We start from the raw sequence: 15675 nt of genomic DNA on the forward strand, positions 1-15675 counted from the left end.
TGGTGTGGCGGGTGCGCGGGTGTGGTGTCAGGCGCCGCAGGAGCGCAGGAAGCGGCGGGTGCGCTGGGCGATCGGGAACGGCTTGTCGGGCGGGCAGGGGTACATGTCCTGCTCGACGATGGCGAACAGGTCCACGCCCAGCTTCTGGGCCGCGGCCAGCACCGGCTCGAGGGCGGGGACGCCGTCGGGCGGCTCGCACATGACCCCGCGCTGGACGGCGGGACCGAAGGGCACCCCGTTCTTGACCACGTCGGCCAGGATCTCGGGGTCGACCTGCTTGAGGTGGAGATAGCCGATGCGCTCGCCGTAGGTCTCGATCAGCTTGACGCTGTCGCCGCCGCAGTAGGCGTAGTGGCCGGTGTCCAGACAGAGGCCGACCACGTCGGAGTCGGTGGAGTCGAGGAAACGGGCGACGTTCTCCTCGCCGTCGATGTGGGTGTCGGCGTGCGGGTGGACCACGATGTCGAGCCCGAACCGCTCCCGCACCTGGCGGCCCAGCCGCTCCATGCCGGTGGACAGATGGCGCCACTGCTCGGCGGTCAGCTGCGGGGGCTCGATCAGCTCGGCGGTCTTGTCGTCCCGCCAGAAGGCGGGGATGACGACCAGGTGGCGGGCGCCCATGGCCTGGGTGAGCCCGGCGACCTCGGAGACATGCTCCCAGGTGGCGTCCCAGACGCCGGGGCCGCGGTGCAGCGCGGTGAAGACCGTGCCGGCCGAGACCTTCAGATTCCGCCGGCCGACCTCCTCGGTGAGCCGCGCCGGGTCGCTCGGCAGATAGCCGTACGGGCCCAGCTCGATCCACTCGTAGCCCGCCTCGGCGACCTCGTCGAGAAAGCGCTGCCAGGGGACCTGCTGCGGGTCGTCGGGGAACCACACCCCCCAGGAGTCGGGGGCCGAGCCGACCCGGATGCGGTCCAGGGCGGGTACGGGGGAGGCGGCAGTCATGGAGGGGATCTCCTCTCACCGGTCGTCGGTGACCGGGGAAGGGGCGCGGTGCGGATTGCGTGCGGGCGGCGAGCCGTGGTGTGTGCCCGGGTGATGTTGTTTTCGGGCAGCTTCACGGCCCGGGTGGCCGTCCGTCAAGGGTCGTCAGGACATTCGGACGTAAGGTCAGGATGTCAAGGTGAACCTACCGTCGGCACGGGGTTCGGAAGAGGGGGGGCGAAAGGGGTCAGGCGGAGGGAGTCTGCACCGTCTCGGGGAGCTCCTCGACATCGACCCCGCGGACCTGCGCGAGCTCGTGCTTGAGGGCGGCCAGCTCGGCCCCGCCCGCCATGTGGTTGGTGAGCTCCTCCAGGGTGACGTCCGCGCGGGCGGCGTTCAGCTCCAGCGCGCCGAGCCTGAGCACCGAGAAGTGGTCGCCCACCATGTAGGCGTGGTGCGGGTTGTGGGTGATGAAGATGACGCCGAGCCCGCGCTCGCGCGCGGCGGCGATGTACTTGAGCACCACGCCGGACTGCTTGACGCCGAGCGCCGCCGTGGGCTCGTCCAGGATCAGCACCCGGGCGCCGAAGTACACGGCCCGGGCGATGGCCACCGACTGGCGCTGGCCGCCGGAGAGGGTGCCGATGGGCTGGTCCAGGTCGTCGAGGTGGATGCCCATGGCGGACAGCTCCTCGTCGGTGGTCCGCTTCATCCGCTCGATGTCCAGGCGGCGTACGGGCCAGGGGCCGCGGGTCAGCTCGGAGCCGAGGAAGAAGTTCCGCCACACCGGCATCAGCGGCACGGTGGCCAGGTCCTGGTAGACGGTGGCGATGCCGAGGTCGAGGGCCGCGCGCGGGTTGGAGAGCCGCACCGGCTTGCCGTCGACGAGGAATTCCCCGTCGTCGTGCTGGTGCAGCCCGGACACGATCTTGATGAGGGTGGACTTGCCGGCGCCGTTGTCGCCCAGGACGCAGGTCACCCGGCCCGGCCGGACGGTCAGGTCGATGCCGTGCAGCGCGCGGACGTTGCCGTAGAGCTTGCCGACGCCGTTCAGCCGGACCACCGGCTCCGGGTCCTGCCCCGGGGCGGCTTCCTTGATCTGGTTGGTGGTCATTGCCATCACCTCCTGGTCGCCTGGCGGCGCACCCACAGATTGACCAGCGTCGCGAGCAGCAGCATCACGCCGACGAAGAACTTGAACCAGTCGGGGTTCCAGTTGGCGTAGACGATGCCCTGGTTGACCATGCCGAAGATGAAGGCGCCGAGAACCGCGCCGATCGCCGAGCCGTAGCCGCCGGTGAGCAGACAGCCGCCGATCACCGCCGCGATGATGTAGTAGAACTCGTTGCCCACGCCCTCGCCGGCCTGCACGGTGTTGTACTCGAACAGCAGGTGCATACCGACGAACCAGGCCGCGAAGCCCACGGTCATGAACAGCGCGATCTTGGTGAAGGTCACCGGGACGCCCACGGCCCGGGCGCTCTCCTTGGAGCCGCCGACCGCGAAGATCCAGTTGCCGAACTTGGTGCGCAGCAGCACCCAGGTGGCGATGGCCGCGAAGAACAGCCACCACAGCACGGTGATCTTCACATCGACGCCGCCGATCGAGACCTCGGAGGCGAAGACCGACTTGGCCTGGTCGAAGCCGTCCATGTCATTGATCGGGTCGGAGGCGACATTGTCGGTCAGCAGCTTGGTGACGGCCAGGTTGGCGCCCTGGAGCATCAGGAAGCTGGCGAGGGTGACCAGAAAGCTGGGCAGTCCGGTCTTGATCAGCAGCACACCGTTGATCAGGCCCACCGCGAGCGAGACGGCCAGGGCGACCACGACCCCCACCCACACATTGGTGGTGAGCTGGAAGCTGAGCATGCTCGCGGTCAGCGCCGAGGAGGTGACGGCGACACCGGCCGACAGGTCGAACTCGCCGCCGATCATCAGCAGGGAGACGGCCAGGGCCATGATGCCGATGGTGGACCCCTGATAGAGGACCGTGGCGAAGGCGTCGGCCTGGCGGAAGGTCGGGGCGACGGCGAAGAAGAAGAGGTACACGCCGACGGCCGCGACCAGCGCGCCGATCTCGGGGCGGGCCAGCGTCCTGCGGACCAGCGAGCGCTCGGTGGTGCGGGACGTGGGAACGGTGGGGGAGGCCGGCGGCGTGGCGGCCGCCGGCGTCGTGGCCTGGGTCATCGGGCGATCACCGGGTGCCCTTCTCGGCGAACTTGGCGATGGTCTCCACGTTGTCCTTGGTGACGAAGGCGGGTCCGGTCAGCACCGGCTGCTCGCCGCCGCCGCTGAAGTTGCCGTTCACCTTGTAGAGCCACAGCGAGTCGATCGACAGATAGCCCTGGAGGTAGGGCTGCTGGTCGACGGCGAACTGCACATCGCCGCTCTTGACCGCGTTGACGAGGGTCTTGTTGAGGTCGAAGGTGGCGACCTTGGCCTTGCCGCCCGCTTCCTTGGCGGACTGCACGGCGGTGAGGGCGAAGGGGGCGCCGAGGGTGACGACGTAGTCGATGCTCGAGTCCTGCTTGAGCTTTGCGCTGATCGTCGACTTGACCGACGGCATGTCGGTCCCGTTGACGTAGAGGTTCTCCGTCTTGCCCTTGAAGGTCTTCTTCACGCCGGCGCAGCGGGCCTCGAGGGCGACATGGCCCTGATCCTGGATCACACAGATGTTGTGTTTGGCGCCGAGCTCGTTAAGACGCTTGCCGAAGGCCTGGCCGGCGATGGACTCGTCCTGGCCGAAGTACTCCAGCAGGCCCATGTCCTTCCAGTTGTCGAGTCCGGCGTTGAAGCCGACGACCGGGATGCCGGCCTTCTCCGCCTTCGCTATGACGCCCTTCATGGCGTCGGGCTTGGCGAGGGTGACCGCGATGCCGTCGACGTGCTGGTCGATGGCGTTCTGGATGTAGTTGGCCTGGTCGGCGGCGTTGGCGCTGCTGGAGTACACCAGCTCGACGTTGTCCTTGGCCGCCGCGGCCTGCGCGCCCTTGCGGATGGTGTCCCAGAAGGTGTCTCCGGGAGGGGCGTGGGTGATCATCGCGATCTTCAGCCGGGGGGTCTTCGCCTTGCCGCTGACGGCGATGTTTCCCGAGTCTTCCTGGGCCTTCTTGCCGCCTTGGCTGCTGCATCCGGTGGCGACGAGGACGCCTGCCGTGACCAGTGCGGCCAGGGCCGTCGCTCTGCGGGTTCGGTTGATTCTGAGGTCCATCTGTTCCAGCACCTCTCCAGCCGGGACCGTTGTTGACACGGCCGTTGCAGAAGGGGAGCCAACTCCCCGGGGCCGTGGGCTGTCAAGGGTTTGTCATGACAACATTTCATCTGGACGTAACGACGTGATAACGTCGCCCCCCGGTGCGCATGGTAGGTCCGAATGTAAGGACAAATCCTTGACAGGGGGCGGGCGGCGCGTCTAGACCTGAAGGGCCACAGCCGCCCCGGCGTTCGTGGGCCATCAGTCTGAGCTGCGTCTTTCCTGAAGGGGTACGCATGAGTGAGCCGTACGACCTGATCACGATGGGCCGGATCGGGGTGGACATCTATCCCCTTCAAACCGGTGTCCCGCTGCCGCAGGTCGAGACGTTCGGCAAATTCCTCGGCGGCTCCGCGACCAATGTCGCGGTGGCCGCCGCCCGGCTCGGCCGTCGCACCGCGGTGATCAGCCGCACCGGGGCGGACCCCTTCGGCGAGTACATCCACCAGGCGCTGCGCGAGTTCGGCGTGGACGACCGCTGGGTCACCCCGGTCGACGCCTACCCCACGCCGGTCACGTTCTGCGAGATCTTCCCGCCCGACGACTTCCCGCTGTACTTCTACCGCCGGCCCAAGGCCCCCGACCTGGAGATCCACCCCGGCGAGCTGGACCTCGACGCCGTGCGCGCCGCCCGCATCTTCTGGATGACCGGCACCGGCCTCAGCGAGGAGCCCAGCCGCGCCGCCACCCTGGCCGCGCTGGAGGCGCGCGCCAAGGCCGGCCCGACCGTCTTCGACCTCGACTGGCGGCCGATGTTCTGGCCGGACCCGGCCGAGGCACGCGCCTACTACAAGCAGGCGCTGAGCCACGCCACCGTCGCCGTCGGGAACCTCGACGAGTGCGAGGTCGCCACCGGGGTGCGGGTCCCCGCGGCCTGCGCCGAGAGCCTGCTCGAGGCGGGGGTGGAGCTCGCCGTCGTCAAACAGGGCCCCAAGGGCGTCCTCGCCGTGCACCGCGACGGCACCACGGCCGAGGTGCCGCCGGTCCCCGTCGAGGTCGTCAACGGCCTGGGCGCGGGCGACTCGTTCGGCGGGTCCCTGTGCCACGGCCTGCTGTCCGGCTGGGACCTGGAGCGCATCATGCGGTACGCCAACGCCGCGGGCGCCATCGTGGCGTCCCGCCTCGCCTGCTCCTCCGCGATGCCCACCGAAGCCGAGGTCGAGGCCCTGCTCGCCGGGGATTGACACACCGGCGCCCAGCCATCCCCTTCTCTTGATCACCCGCTCCTACAGCCCCCGGCGGGCCCGGGCCGCGCGGCCCGGGCGGACGGCGTGATCTCATGAACGCGACTGCGAGGAGCACAACGTTGAGCATCAGCATCTCCGACCTCGTCACGGTGCGGAGCCGGCACCCGGAGGCGATCGCCGAGGCGGCCGCCCGCCGCGTCCGGCGCCCCCTCATCGGCGACAGCGGCCGTCTGATGATCGTCGCCGCCGACCACCCCGCGCGCGGCGCCCTCGCCGTCGGAGGCCACAAGCTGGCCATGGCCAACCGCGCCGAGCTGCTGGAGCGGCTGTGCGTCGCCCTGTCCCGCCCAGGCGTCGACGGAGTGCTCGCCACCGCCGACATCCTCGAGGACCTGCTGCTGCTCGGCGCCCTCGACAACAAGGTCGTCATGGGCTCGATGAACCGCGGCGGCCTGGCCGGGGCCTCCTTCGAGCTCGACGACCGCTTCACCGGCCACCGCCCCCAGGACATCGCCCGGCTCGGCTTCGACGCGGGCAAGCTGCTGCTGCGCATCGACTACTCCGACGAGGGCTCGCTGGCCACCATGGTCTCCACGGCCAGAGCCATCGACGAGATGGCCGAGCGCCGGCTGCCCATCTTCGTCGAGCCCTTCATCTCCCGCCGGATCGACGGCAAGGTCACCAACGACCTGCGCGCCGAGGCCGTCACCAAGTCCATCGCCATCGCCTCCGGGCTCGCCGGAACCTCCGCGTACACCTGGCTGAAGGTGCCGGTCACGGACGACGCCGACGACATGGCGGCCGTCATGGAGACCTCCACGCTCCCCGCGGTGCTGCTCGGCGGGGACGTCGGCAAGAGCCCGCAGGACCAGGAGGGCGCGTACGAGAAGTGGCGCAAGGCGCTGCGCCTGCCCACCGTCCAGGGCCTGGTGGTCGGCCGCGCGCTGCTCTACCCGGCGGAAGGCAGCGTCGAGCAGGCCGTCGACACCGCCGTCGGCCTGCTGTGACGGCGGGGACCAGGGCATAGCGCAGACAGGCACAGGCGAGCGCCGACAAGACGTGACAAGGCGGAGACTGACGACATGACCACTACGGACCCCTCCAGCTTCCATCTCCAGGCCGGCAAGGCGGCCGCCGGGCCGTACGCCGTGGACATCGACCCCGAGCGGGCCGGCTGGGGCTACTCCTCGCTGCGCGTCCTCGACCTGCCGCCCGGTGGCTCGCACCGGCTGGCCACCGGCGACAGCGAGTGGATCGTGCTGCCGCTGAGCGGCGGCTGCACCGTGGTGACGGAGGGCCGGACCTTCGAACTGCACGGCCGGGAGAGCGTGTTCAGCGGCGTCAGCGACTTCGCGTATCTGCCGCGCGACGCGCACGCCGAGATCGCGAGCGAGGCGGGCGGGCGGTTCGCGCTCACCGGCGCCCGCTGCGAGCGGCGGCTGCCCGCCCGCTACGGACCGGCCTCCGCCGTCCCCGTCGAGTTGCGCGGCACCGGCAACTGCTCGCGTCAGGTGAACAACTTCGGCGCCGCCGCCCCCGCCGGAGGCGGAAAATCAGGTGGCAGTTTCGAGTGCGACAAGCTGATCGCGGTCGAGGTCCTCACCCCCGGCGGCAACTGGTCCTCGTACCCGCCGCACAAGCACGACGAGTGCCGCCCCGGCGAGGAGTCCGAGCTGGAGGAGATCTACTACTTCGAGATCGCCGAGGCGCACGGCAACGAGGGCGTCGGCTACCAGCGGGTCTCCCCCTCCGGGCGCGGCCGCGGCACCGATGTGCTCGCCGAGGTCCGCTCCGGCGACCTGGTCCTGATCCCCGACGGCTGGCACGGCCCGTCCATCGCCGCCCCCGGCCACGACATGTACTACCTCAACGTCATGGCGGGCCCCGGGCAGGACCGCGACTGGCTGATCTGCGACCACCCCGACCACGCCTGGATCCGCGCCACCTGGCCCGACCAGCCCGTCGACCCCCGCCTCCCCCTCTACGACGCCCCCTTGGGAGACCCACGATGAGCGGAGCCACCCGCAGGCTCACCACCGCCCAGGCACTGGTGGAGTTCCTGACCCACCAGTACACCGAGCGCGACGGGAGGCGACAGCGCCTCATCACCGCCTGCTGGGGCATCTTCGGGCACGGCAATGTGGCGGGCCTCGGCCAGGCGCTGCTGGAGACCGGCCAGGGCGCCATGCCGTATCTCCAGGGCCGCAACGAGCAGGCCATGGTGCACGCGGCCGTCGGCTACGCCCGCCAGTCCGACCGGCTCGCCGCCCAGGCCGTCACCACCTCCATCGGCCCGGGGGCCACCAACCTGGTCACCGGCGCCGCCCTGGCCACCGTCAACCGGCTGCCCGTGCTCCTGCTGCCCGGCGACACCTTCGCGACCCGCCCCGCCGACCCGGTGCTCCAGCAGTTGGAGGTTCCCTTCGCGGGCGATGTGTCGGTCAACGACTGTCTGCGGCCGGTCTCCCGCTACTTCGACCGGATCGTCCGCCCCGAGTCGCTGATCCCGGCCGCGCTCCAGGCCATGCGGGTGCTCACCGACCCGGCCGACACCGGCGCCGTCACCCTCGCCTTCCCGCAGGACGTCCAGGCCGAGGCGTTCGACTGGCCCGAGGAGTTCTTCGCCGACCGCGTCTGGCACGTACGCCGCCCGGCGCCCGAGCCGGCCGAGCTGGCCGCGGCCGCGAGCGCCGTGCGCTCCGCCCGGCGGCCGCTGATCGTCGCGGGCGGCGGCATCCACCACAGCGAGGCCGAGGAGGCCCTGCGCGCGCTCGTCGACGCCACCGGCATCCCCGTCGCCTCCACCCAGGCCGGCAAGGGCTCGCTGCGCCACGACCACCCCGCCGACATCGGCGGCATCGGACACACCGGCACCGCGGTCGCGGACGACCTGGCCCGCGCCGCCGACCTGGTCATCGGCGTGGGCACCCGCTACAGCGACTTCACGACCGCCTCCGCGACCCTCTTCTCGAACCCCGGCGTCCGCTTCCTCAACCTCAACATCGCGCCGTTCGACGCGCACAAGCTCAGCGCGACGACCCTGGTCGCCGACGCCCGCGCCGGTCTCGAGGCGCTCACCCAGGCGCTGGCCGGCCATCGCGTCGAGGAGGCGTACGAGGCCGAGTACGCCGCCGGGAAGGCGCGCTGGGAGCAGCGGGTCGACGCCGCGTACGCCGCCGGGGACGAGTCCGCCCGGCCCTCCCAGACCCAGGTCCTGGGCGCCCTGGACGCGACCGTCGGCGACGAGGACGTGATCATCAATGCGGCCGGCTCGCTCCCCGGCGACCTGCACAAGCTGTGGCGGGCCCGCTCGCCGCGCCAGTACCACCTCGAATACGGCTACTCCTGCATGGGCTACGAGATCCCGGCCGCCATCGGCGTCCGGCTCGCGGCGCCCGACCGGCCGGTGTGGGCGCTGGTCGGGGACGGCACGTATCTGATGATGCCGACCGAGATCGTCACCGCGGTCCAGGAGGGCGTCAACATCAACATCGTGCTGATCCAGAACCATGGCTACGCCTCCATCGGCGGCCTGTCGGAGGAGACTGGTGGTGAGCGCTTCGGCACCGCCTACCGCTTCCGCGCCGCCGACGGCACGTACTCCGGCGACCCGCTCCCCGTCGACCTGGCCGCGAACGCGGCCTCGCTCGGCATGGAGGTGATCCGCGCCGGGAGCGTGGCCGAACTGCGCGAGGCGCTGGCCGCGGCCCGCGCCTCGGACCGGCCCACATGTGTCTATGTGGAGACCGAAACAGCCGACACAGTGTCCGGCGCGCCCGCGGCGCAGGCGTGGTGGGATGTGCCCGTTGCCCAGACCGCGACCCGCGCGGCAGCCGTCAAGGCCCGTGAGGCGTACGACCGGCAGGCCGCGGCCCGCCGCCGCCACCTCTGACCGCCGACTTGTGACTGAAGAGAAAGGCTCCGCACCCATGAAGACCGTCAACCACTGGATCGGTGGCAAGCCCGTCGAGGGCGCGTCGGGAGACTTCGGCCCGGTCTACAACCCGGCGACCGGCGCGCAGGAGACCCGGGTGGCGTTCGCCTCCGTGGCGGAGGTGGACGCGGCCGTGGCCGCCGCCCAGGACGCGTTCGCGTCCTGGGGCACCGTCTCGCTGGCCAAGCGCACCGCGATCCTCTACAAGTACCGCGAGCTGCTGGACGCCCACCGCGACGAGATCGCCGGGCTGATCACCGCCGAGCACGGCAAGGTGCACTCCGACGCCCTGGGCGAGGTGGCCCGCGGCCTGGAGATCGTCGAGCTGGCGTGCTCCATCGCGGAGAAGCTGAAGGGTGAGCTGTCCACCCAGGTCTCCAGCGGGGTCGACGTCGCCTCGATCCGCCAGCCGCTCGGCGTGGTCGCCGGCATCACGCCGTTCAACTTCCCGGCCATGGTGCCGATGTGGATGTTCCCGGTGGCCATCGCCTGCGGCAACACCTTTGTGCTCAAGCCCAGCGAGAAGGACCCCTCGGCTTCCTGGCGGCTGGCCGAGCTGGCGGCCGAGGCGGGCCTGCCGGACGGCGTGCTCAACGTCGTCAACGGCGACAAGGTGGCCGTCGACCGGCTCCTTGAGCACCCGGACGTCGCCGCGGTCAGCTTCGTCGGCTCCACGCCGATCGCCCGGTACATCCAGGCGAAGGCCATCGAGCACGGCAAGCGGGTGCAGGCGCTCGGCGGCGCCAAGAACCACATGCTGGTGCTGCCCGACGCCGACCTGGACTTCGCCGCGGACAACGCCATCAACGCGGCGTACGGCTCGGCCGGCGAGCGCTGCATGGCCGTGTCGGTCGTGGTCGCGGTGGGCGACACGGGCGACGAGCTGGTGAAGAAGATCGCCGACCGCGCGGCCAGGCTCCGCATCGGCCCCGGCGACGACCCGGCCTCCGAGATGGGCCCGCTCATCACCAAGGAGCACCGCGACAAGGTCGCCTCCTATGTGCACGGCGCCGCCGCCCAGGGCGCCGAGGTCGTGGTGGACGGGACCGGCTACACGGTCGAGGGCCACGAGAACGGGTTCTTCATCGGCGTCTCGCTGCTGGACAAGGTGCCCACCACCGCCGACGCCTACCGTGACGAGATCTTCGGCCCGGTGCTGTGCGTGGTCCGCGCCGAGACGTACGACGAGGCCATCGAGCTGATCAACAGCTCGAAGTGGGGCAACGGCACGGCCATCTTCACCCGCGACGGCGGCGCCGCCCGCCGCTTCCAGCTGGAGGTGGAGGCGGGCATGGTCGGCATCAACGTGCCGATCCCGGTGCCCGTCGGCTACCACTCCTTCGGCGGCTGGAAGGATTCGCTCTTCGGCGACCAGCACATCTACGGCAACGACGGGGTGCGCTTCTACACCCGCGGCAAGGTCATCACCACCCGCTGGCCGGAGCCGTCGGAGGAGGTCGGGATCAACCTCGGCTTCCCGAAGAACCACTGACGGTATGTCAGTGAAGTCCCGGGTCGCGGCAGGTCCGCTCGCGGGCCCGATCTGATCGACCACCCGTTCGAGTGAAGCCCCCCGCCGGTGCGGAACCGGTGGGGGGTTTCGTGTGTATCAGAGAAGGGGATCCCAAACGGACATTCGCGCACGGGGGAACGGCGCGCAGAGGGACTTGGGGGCGATCGCGGTGCCGATGAGCGGGCGTCAGGTCGGGACGAGATTTCTGGAGGGGGAGGGCGCCGACGAGTTCATGGCGGCGTTCAAGCGGGCGGTGGTGCCGGCGGACCGGCGGGCCGCGGCGCGCGATGTGCTGCCGCCGGTGGTGCTGCTCGCCGAGGGTGGGGAGAGCGGCGAGGGTGACGGTGGGGGCGAGGATCCGGGCGGGCGGGCGCACCGGGCCATGCGCGGTCTGGAGCGGTGTCTGCGCCGCGAGCGGGGCGGCAAGCTGGTGCCGTACGCGGCGCTGGGGGCGGCCGAGGCGGCCCGCGCCGTGCGGGGCCGCCGTCCATTGACGCTGGCCGTCGGGCAGCGGCTGTGCGAGGACGTTCCGCCCAGGACCGGGCGGCTGCGCCTGCCGGACTTCCAGCTGATGCGCGATGTCGTCGAGTGCGCCCTGGAGCAGGGGCCCGGGGCTCAGTCGCTCACCGGCGAGCAGATGCGCGACCGTTGTTACGAGGGGCGTCGCAGACGAGGCCCGGTGCTGCGGGCGCTGTGGCAGCTGGGCGGCGGTGATCCGCCGACGGCGCAGAGCCCCGCACAGGGCCCCGGCTGGCTGGCGCTCGCGCTGGCCGCCGTCGCCCGCCCGGCGTTTCAGGTCTTACCGCGCTGGTGGTGGGCGCGCCGTTGCACCCGTCGGCTGCTGTGGTCGGGCACCACCGGCTGGTTCGCCGACTGGCGGGGGAGCGGTCATGGGAGGCGCTCCGAGGAGTTCTTCGAGAGCGCCGCGCAGCTGGTGGAGTTGCCCGCGCCGGAGGGTGAGCGACAGGACGAGAGCGAGGCGGGACACGGGCCGGAGGGGGAGGAGTGGCTCTCCACCGTTGAGCAGCTGCTGCTGCGCGCCCTGCTGGCGGATCTGAAGGCCACGGCCGGGCCCGGGCGGGTCTCGCCGTGGCGGCGTCGGAGAGCCACGCGCTTCACCGTGCTGTTGGAGCTGGGCGCTGATGGCGGAAGTGGCGATCCGGCGGCGCGCTTTCTGAGCGCGTACGGGACCGCGGCCGAGGAGCTGGAGTGCGCGGCCACCGTCGTGGTGGCCACGGGCCCGGCAGGGGTGGTGGTCCCGGGGGAGCGCTGCGCCCGGCTGTCGGACGCCGCCACGGCGCTGGACCACGCCACGGGGGCGCCGGAGGGCGGCCTCGAGCCCTTGCTGGCGCCGCTGGTGCCGCTGCCGCCCGGGGTCAGGTCGGGCACCGCGCCCCGTTCGGGCCCGGTCTCTCCGCGGGACTTCCGGATGGGCCCGGTCGCCGAGGCGGTGCTGGAGGGGGTGGCCCTGGTGGCGGTGCTGGGTGTGCTGGGGGCGTGGCTGATCCCCATGACGATGGGCGGCGAGGACGAGAGCTGTCTCGGCGGCGCGTCCGGTGGCCCCCTCTCGGGCCGGGCGGAGCTGGGCGCCACACCGCCCCGGCAGCAGTACGAGGCCGCGGCGCTCATGATCGAGGAGGAGAACAAGCGGGTCGACGAGGCGGTGCTGCGGCGCGGAGCCGAGGCCCGTACGGTCGTGCACATCGGCGCGGAGGTCGCCAAGGACCAGGAGGGCCAGCGGTACAACGGCGCCGTGCCGGAGCTGCGCGGCATCGCGCTGGCCCAGCGCGCGCTCAACGACGAGGCGCGGAACGACTCGCAGAAGGTATGGCTGCGCGTCCGGATGCTCAACGGGGGCGAGGGATACAAGGACGCCGAGCGCCGCGCGCGGCAGGTCGTCGAGGAGGCGGGGCGGAAGGGCTCCGGCATCATCGGCGTGGTGGCCTTCTCACAGAGCCTGAAGCAGACCCAGGCGGCCGTCCGTGAGCTGGGCCGGGCGAAGATTCCCATGGTGGGCACCACAGCCACGGCCGACGCGATGAACGTGAGCCCCTACTACCGCCGGGTGGCGCCGACCAACAGCCGCGAGGCGCGGATCGAGGCCGACTTCGCCCATCGGGGAAACATCATGGACGGCGGCTCGGGCGGGTGCTCGCCGGCCGAGGCGGCGGTGGTGGTCCAGGACCCCGCGGACCTGTACAGCAAGGAGATCGGAAACTTTTTCGCCGAGCAGTTCGGCGGGGACTGGTCCAAGCTGGAGTACTCGCCCGGCGGCCGGTCCGGCGGCGCCTCCGAGTCGGGCGCCCCGGGGTCGGGCGGCAACCGCGTCACGCACGAGGACAGCATCAAGGACGTGGCCGACGCGGTCTGCGAGCGGATCAAGGCCCAGCCCCGTACAGTCCTGTACTGGGCGTCCCGGGCGCGCGAGTTCACCGCGTTCCTCGATGTCTTCGGGGACGACACCTCCTGCGAGGGGCGGAAGCTCACGGTCCTGGGCGGCAATGAGCTGACCACCGCCGCCCTCTCCGGCGAGTACGAGGCCCGGCCCTGGCTGCGGCTCTACCACACGGCCCATGTGCTGCCCGCCGGGCATCCGCGCGGCAGCGACGTCACCCAGGAGTTCAACGCGGAGTACGCCGCGGCGTTCGGCGCCAAGGACCTGTGGCGCAACGACGGCCGGGCGGCGCTGGCCCATGACGCGATGCAGCTGATTGCCGCCGCGGCCAACGAGGCGTTTGCCAGCACCGGTGATGTGGAGCGGTCCAATGTGCAGATCAGCCTCGACAACGGCATCAGCAAGGAAGGAGCCAGCGGCTATCTGGACTTCGGGCGAGGCGCCAAGGTCTCGCGCGACAAGCCGCTGGTGATCCTGCATCACACGGCGAAGGGCTCCGAACCGGTCCTGTTCTGCGGCTCGTTCGCGCAGAACACTGGGCGGGTCGAACGCTGGGGGCCGAAGGGCGAGTTCGCCTGCCCGAAGGACGGCTGAACCCGCGATTCGGCTCTCGGCGTGCGCGGCGGGCGTTGGACAGCGGCTGTCTAGCCCTTGGCGTTGATGAGCTGGAAGCTGTATCCGGTGACCCGGACCCGCTTGCCCGAGGGCGGTACGACAGCCATGGTGAGCGACGAATCGGTGCGGGTCAGGAAGGTGGAGGTGCCCCTGCCGTCCAGGTAGACACCCGTGACCGTGGGCATGTTGTCGATCTGCATGACGGAGGTGCAGTTCATGCCATCGGCCTTCGGCCAGTTCAAGTAGTCGATGCCGAAACCGTAAAGAGCCACGGCGCCACCGTCGGCGGTCTTGAGCCCGTACACCGTGTCGTCCGCGGTGGGGGCGGCCTTGTACTTGCCGTTGACGCAGCCGTCGGGGAAGTCGGCGCGGTCCGCGTAGCTCTTCTTCCAGGCCTTCACGGCAGCGTTCTGCGTGAACGTGCTGTCCGCGCTCTTGCCGCCGGTCAGAAAGATGTCCTGGGACAGCCCATGCAGATCGGCGAGGGTGGTGCCGCCCACCTGGTCCGACTCCTTGAGTGCGGAGGCGAATCCGTCGCCGTCCAGCTGGATCTTCGGCAGTTTGGTCTTGCTGTCGAGGTTGCCGACGCCCACCGCCTTCCAGGCGGCACCCTCGTTGCCTTTCGTCTGTTTGAAGGCGATCAGCCGGCGGCGGCCCTCGTCGATGTTCGTGCCGGTGATCCGGGTGTCGACGAAGAAGACGCTCTCGGAGCCCTTGGGCGGAATGTAGAAGTGGGCGCCCTTGACCGGATAGTAGAAGGGGACTTTGTAGGAATCCTGTTCCTTCTTGGACAGAGTCTTGAATTGGGTGAAGGTCGCCTGGCTCTGCTGCCGCAGCGCGCCGTCCTCGATCTCGGCGATCTTCTTCGGATCCCGGGCGGCGTTGGCCTCGTTGTTGACCTTCGCGTAGTTGAGCAGGACTTTCTGTGCCGCCTTGAGGGAGATGACGCCGACCGCGGCCGACGGGGACGACGACGCGTCCTTGCCGCCCTTGTCGGAAGAGTCCGATCCACCGCCGGATCCGGAGCAGGCGGTGAGTACGACGGCGAGGGCGACTGCAGAGACAACCGTTCGCCCAGATCCGGATATGTGGTGGCGCATGTTTACGAGTCCCCTGAGGTGGTTCCAGGACGATGACCGCCACAGGCTAACGGACGGGTTTTCTCCGTTGAATGGGGAGGCCACCTGTCGGGACACCTGTTGGGCGCGCGGAGCCATCCGGCTCCGGCATCGAGTCGGGCCGCGGCCGTGCTGTTACACGCCTGTAGCGGAGCGGAGGAGCAACCATCCGATGTCCGTGAGGGTCTTTCTTGGTGTTCGACCGATCAATGGTCAGATGACCGCTCACCGATCGAAACAGCACTTCACGGGGGTATTTCTTATGCTTCGTACTCTGCGCCGCTCCGCGGCGCTCGCCGGGGGCTGCGCGGCCGCGCTCGGCCTCGGCCTCACTCTCGCGGCCGGCTCGCCCGCGGCCGCCTCCGCGCAGACCGACCCCAACAACCGCTACACCGCCGAGGAGATCCACCACTTCCTGGAGGGCTTCTACGGCAACCACGGCCCGACCGCCTGGGAGCGGAAGCACCTGGTCTCGGCACAGCTCAAGGAGAAGGCCGCCCAGAACCCGGACTTCGATGTGCTGCTGTGCGCGCAGAACACTCCGCGGGACATCGAGGTCGGGGAGGTCACCACGGCCCAGTCGGCGCGGGTGGGCTGGGCGACGATCACCACCACCTGGGGCGGCGAGCCGCGGACCGCGTCCTTCACGGCGTATGTGGACCTCGACGGCAGCAAGCCGATGAAGCTGCTGGACGTCTACTGCGGGGCGGAGGACTGAGTGATACGCCGACGCGGA

General features: G+C 70.6%; 12 protein-coding genes. 7 read left to right on the forward strand and 5 right to left on the reverse strand.

Annotated elements, in window-relative coordinates; all coding sequences use genetic code 11:
* Window positions 1–27 precede the first annotated feature (27 nt).
* From ACH4S9_RS02330 to ACH4S9_RS02345, 4 genes are all read right to left on the reverse strand, one after another.
* Entirely contained in the window at window positions 28–945 is a 918-nt protein-coding gene (locus ACH4S9_RS02330) for a sugar phosphate isomerase/epimerase family protein (protein ID WP_385340778.1), read from the reverse strand.
* 226 nt (window positions 946–1171) lie between these two features.
* Complete coding sequence (locus ACH4S9_RS02335) at window positions 1172–2038, reverse strand: ATP-binding cassette domain-containing protein (RefSeq protein WP_352128370.1); 867 nt, start codon at window positions 2036–2038, stop codon at window positions 1172–1174.
* Window positions 2039–2043: 5 nt separating this feature from the next.
* Window positions 2044–3111, reverse strand: a complete 1068-nt coding sequence (locus ACH4S9_RS02340) for an ABC transporter permease (RefSeq protein WP_398369276.1) — start codon at window positions 3109–3111, stop codon at window positions 2044–2046.
* Between the two features lie 7 nt (window positions 3112–3118).
* Window positions 3119–4135 carry a sugar ABC transporter substrate-binding protein gene (locus ACH4S9_RS02345; RefSeq protein WP_311729621.1) on the reverse strand — a complete coding sequence of 339 codons (1017 nt, stop codon included), beginning with the start codon at window positions 4133–4135 and terminating at the stop codon, window positions 3119–3121.
* A 278-nt stretch (window positions 4136–4413) separates the two neighbouring features.
* Here ACH4S9_RS02345 and iolC point away from each other — a divergent pair, with 278 nt between their 5' ends.
* The 6 genes from iolC (at window position 4414) to ACH4S9_RS02375 (ending at window position 13800) form a co-directional block, all read left to right on the forward strand.
* On the forward strand, window positions 4414–5361 hold the full coding sequence (gene iolC, locus ACH4S9_RS02350) for a 5-dehydro-2-deoxygluconokinase (RefSeq protein ID WP_311729620.1): 948 nt from the start codon (window positions 4414–4416) through the stop codon (window positions 5359–5361).
* 122 nt (window positions 5362–5483) lie between these two features.
* Window positions 5484–6371 carry a deoxyribose-phosphate aldolase gene (locus ACH4S9_RS02355; RefSeq protein WP_311729619.1) on the forward strand — a complete coding sequence of 296 codons (888 nt, stop codon included), beginning with the start codon at window positions 5484–5486 and terminating at the stop codon, window positions 6369–6371.
* A gap of 75 nt (window positions 6372–6446) precedes the next feature.
* Entirely contained in the window at window positions 6447–7376 is a 930-nt protein-coding gene (gene iolB / locus ACH4S9_RS02360) for a 5-deoxy-glucuronate isomerase (protein ID WP_385340786.1), read from the forward strand.
* Window positions 7373–9256, forward strand: a complete 1884-nt coding sequence (gene iolD, locus ACH4S9_RS02365; RefSeq protein ID WP_398369280.1) for a 3D-(3,5/4)-trihydroxycyclohexane-1,2-dione acylhydrolase (decyclizing) — start codon at window positions 7373–7375, stop codon at window positions 9254–9256. The genes iolB and iolD overlap by 4 nt, the downstream gene beginning before the upstream one ends.
* Window positions 9257–9293: 37 nt before the next feature.
* A complete protein-coding gene (locus ACH4S9_RS02370) occupies window positions 9294–10790 on the forward strand; it encodes a CoA-acylating methylmalonate-semialdehyde dehydrogenase (RefSeq protein WP_361182742.1) in 1497 nt (498 codons plus the stop codon).
* Between the two features lie 196 nt (window positions 10791–10986).
* Complete coding sequence (locus ACH4S9_RS02375) at window positions 10987–13800, forward strand: hypothetical protein (RefSeq protein WP_398369282.1); 2814 nt, start codon at window positions 10987–10989, stop codon at window positions 13798–13800.
* 50 nt (window positions 13801–13850) lie between these two features.
* Here the strand turns inward: ACH4S9_RS02375 and ACH4S9_RS02380 are convergent, their stop codons facing one another.
* A complete protein-coding gene (locus tag ACH4S9_RS02380) occupies window positions 13851–14921 on the reverse strand; it encodes a hypothetical protein (RefSeq protein WP_398369284.1) in 1071 nt (356 codons plus the stop codon).
* A gap of 280 nt (window positions 14922–15201) precedes the next feature.
* On the opposite strand from ACH4S9_RS02380, the gene ACH4S9_RS02385 reads away from it, so the two are divergent.
* Window positions 15202–15657, forward strand: a complete 456-nt coding sequence (locus tag ACH4S9_RS02385; RefSeq protein WP_398369286.1) for a hypothetical protein — start codon at window positions 15202–15204, stop codon at window positions 15655–15657.
* Window positions 15658–15675 lie beyond the last annotated feature (18 nt).

The organism is Streptomyces sp. NPDC021225 (genome assembly GCF_044332865.1).
GTDB lineage: Bacteria > Actinomycetota > Actinomycetes > Streptomycetales > Streptomycetaceae > Streptomyces.

What these genes read in the sequence shown, in the direction of transcription:
- ACH4S9_RS02330 (WP_385340778.1), bottom strand. Translation starts at nt 945, where the DNA reads ATGACTGCCGCCTCCCCCGTACCCGCCCTGGACCGCATCCGGGTCGGC.
- ACH4S9_RS02335 (WP_352128370.1), bottom strand. Translation starts at nt 2,038, where the DNA reads ATGACCACCAACCAGATCAAGGAAGCCGCCCCGGGGCAGGACCCGGAG.
- ACH4S9_RS02340 (WP_398369276.1), bottom strand. Translation starts at nt 3,111, where the DNA reads ATGACCCAGGCCACGACGCCGGCGGCCGCCACGCCGCCGGCCTCCCCC.
- ACH4S9_RS02345 (WP_311729621.1), bottom strand. Translation starts at nt 4,135, where the DNA reads ATGGACCTCAGAATCAACCGAACCCGCAGAGCGACGGCCCTGGCCGCA.
- iolC (WP_311729620.1), top strand. Translation starts at nt 4,414, where the DNA reads ATGAGTGAGCCGTACGACCTGATCACGATGGGCCGGATCGGGGTGGAC.
- iolB (WP_385340786.1), top strand. Translation starts at nt 6,447, where the DNA reads ATGACCACTACGGACCCCTCCAGCTTCCATCTCCAGGCCGGCAAGGCG.
- iolD (WP_398369280.1), top strand. Translation starts at nt 7,373, where the DNA reads ATGAGCGGAGCCACCCGCAGGCTCACCACCGCCCAGGCACTGGTGGAG.
- ACH4S9_RS02370 (WP_361182742.1), top strand. Translation starts at nt 9,294, where the DNA reads ATGAAGACCGTCAACCACTGGATCGGTGGCAAGCCCGTCGAGGGCGCG.
- ACH4S9_RS02375 (WP_398369282.1), top strand. Translation starts at nt 10,987, where the DNA reads ATGAGCGGGCGTCAGGTCGGGACGAGATTTCTGGAGGGGGAGGGCGCC.
- ACH4S9_RS02380 (WP_398369284.1), bottom strand. Translation starts at nt 14,921, where the DNA reads ATGCGCCACCACATATCCGGATCTGGGCGAACGGTTGTCTCTGCAGTC.
- ACH4S9_RS02385 (WP_398369286.1), top strand. Translation starts at nt 15,202, where the DNA reads ATGCTTCGTACTCTGCGCCGCTCCGCGGCGCTCGCCGGGGGCTGCGCG.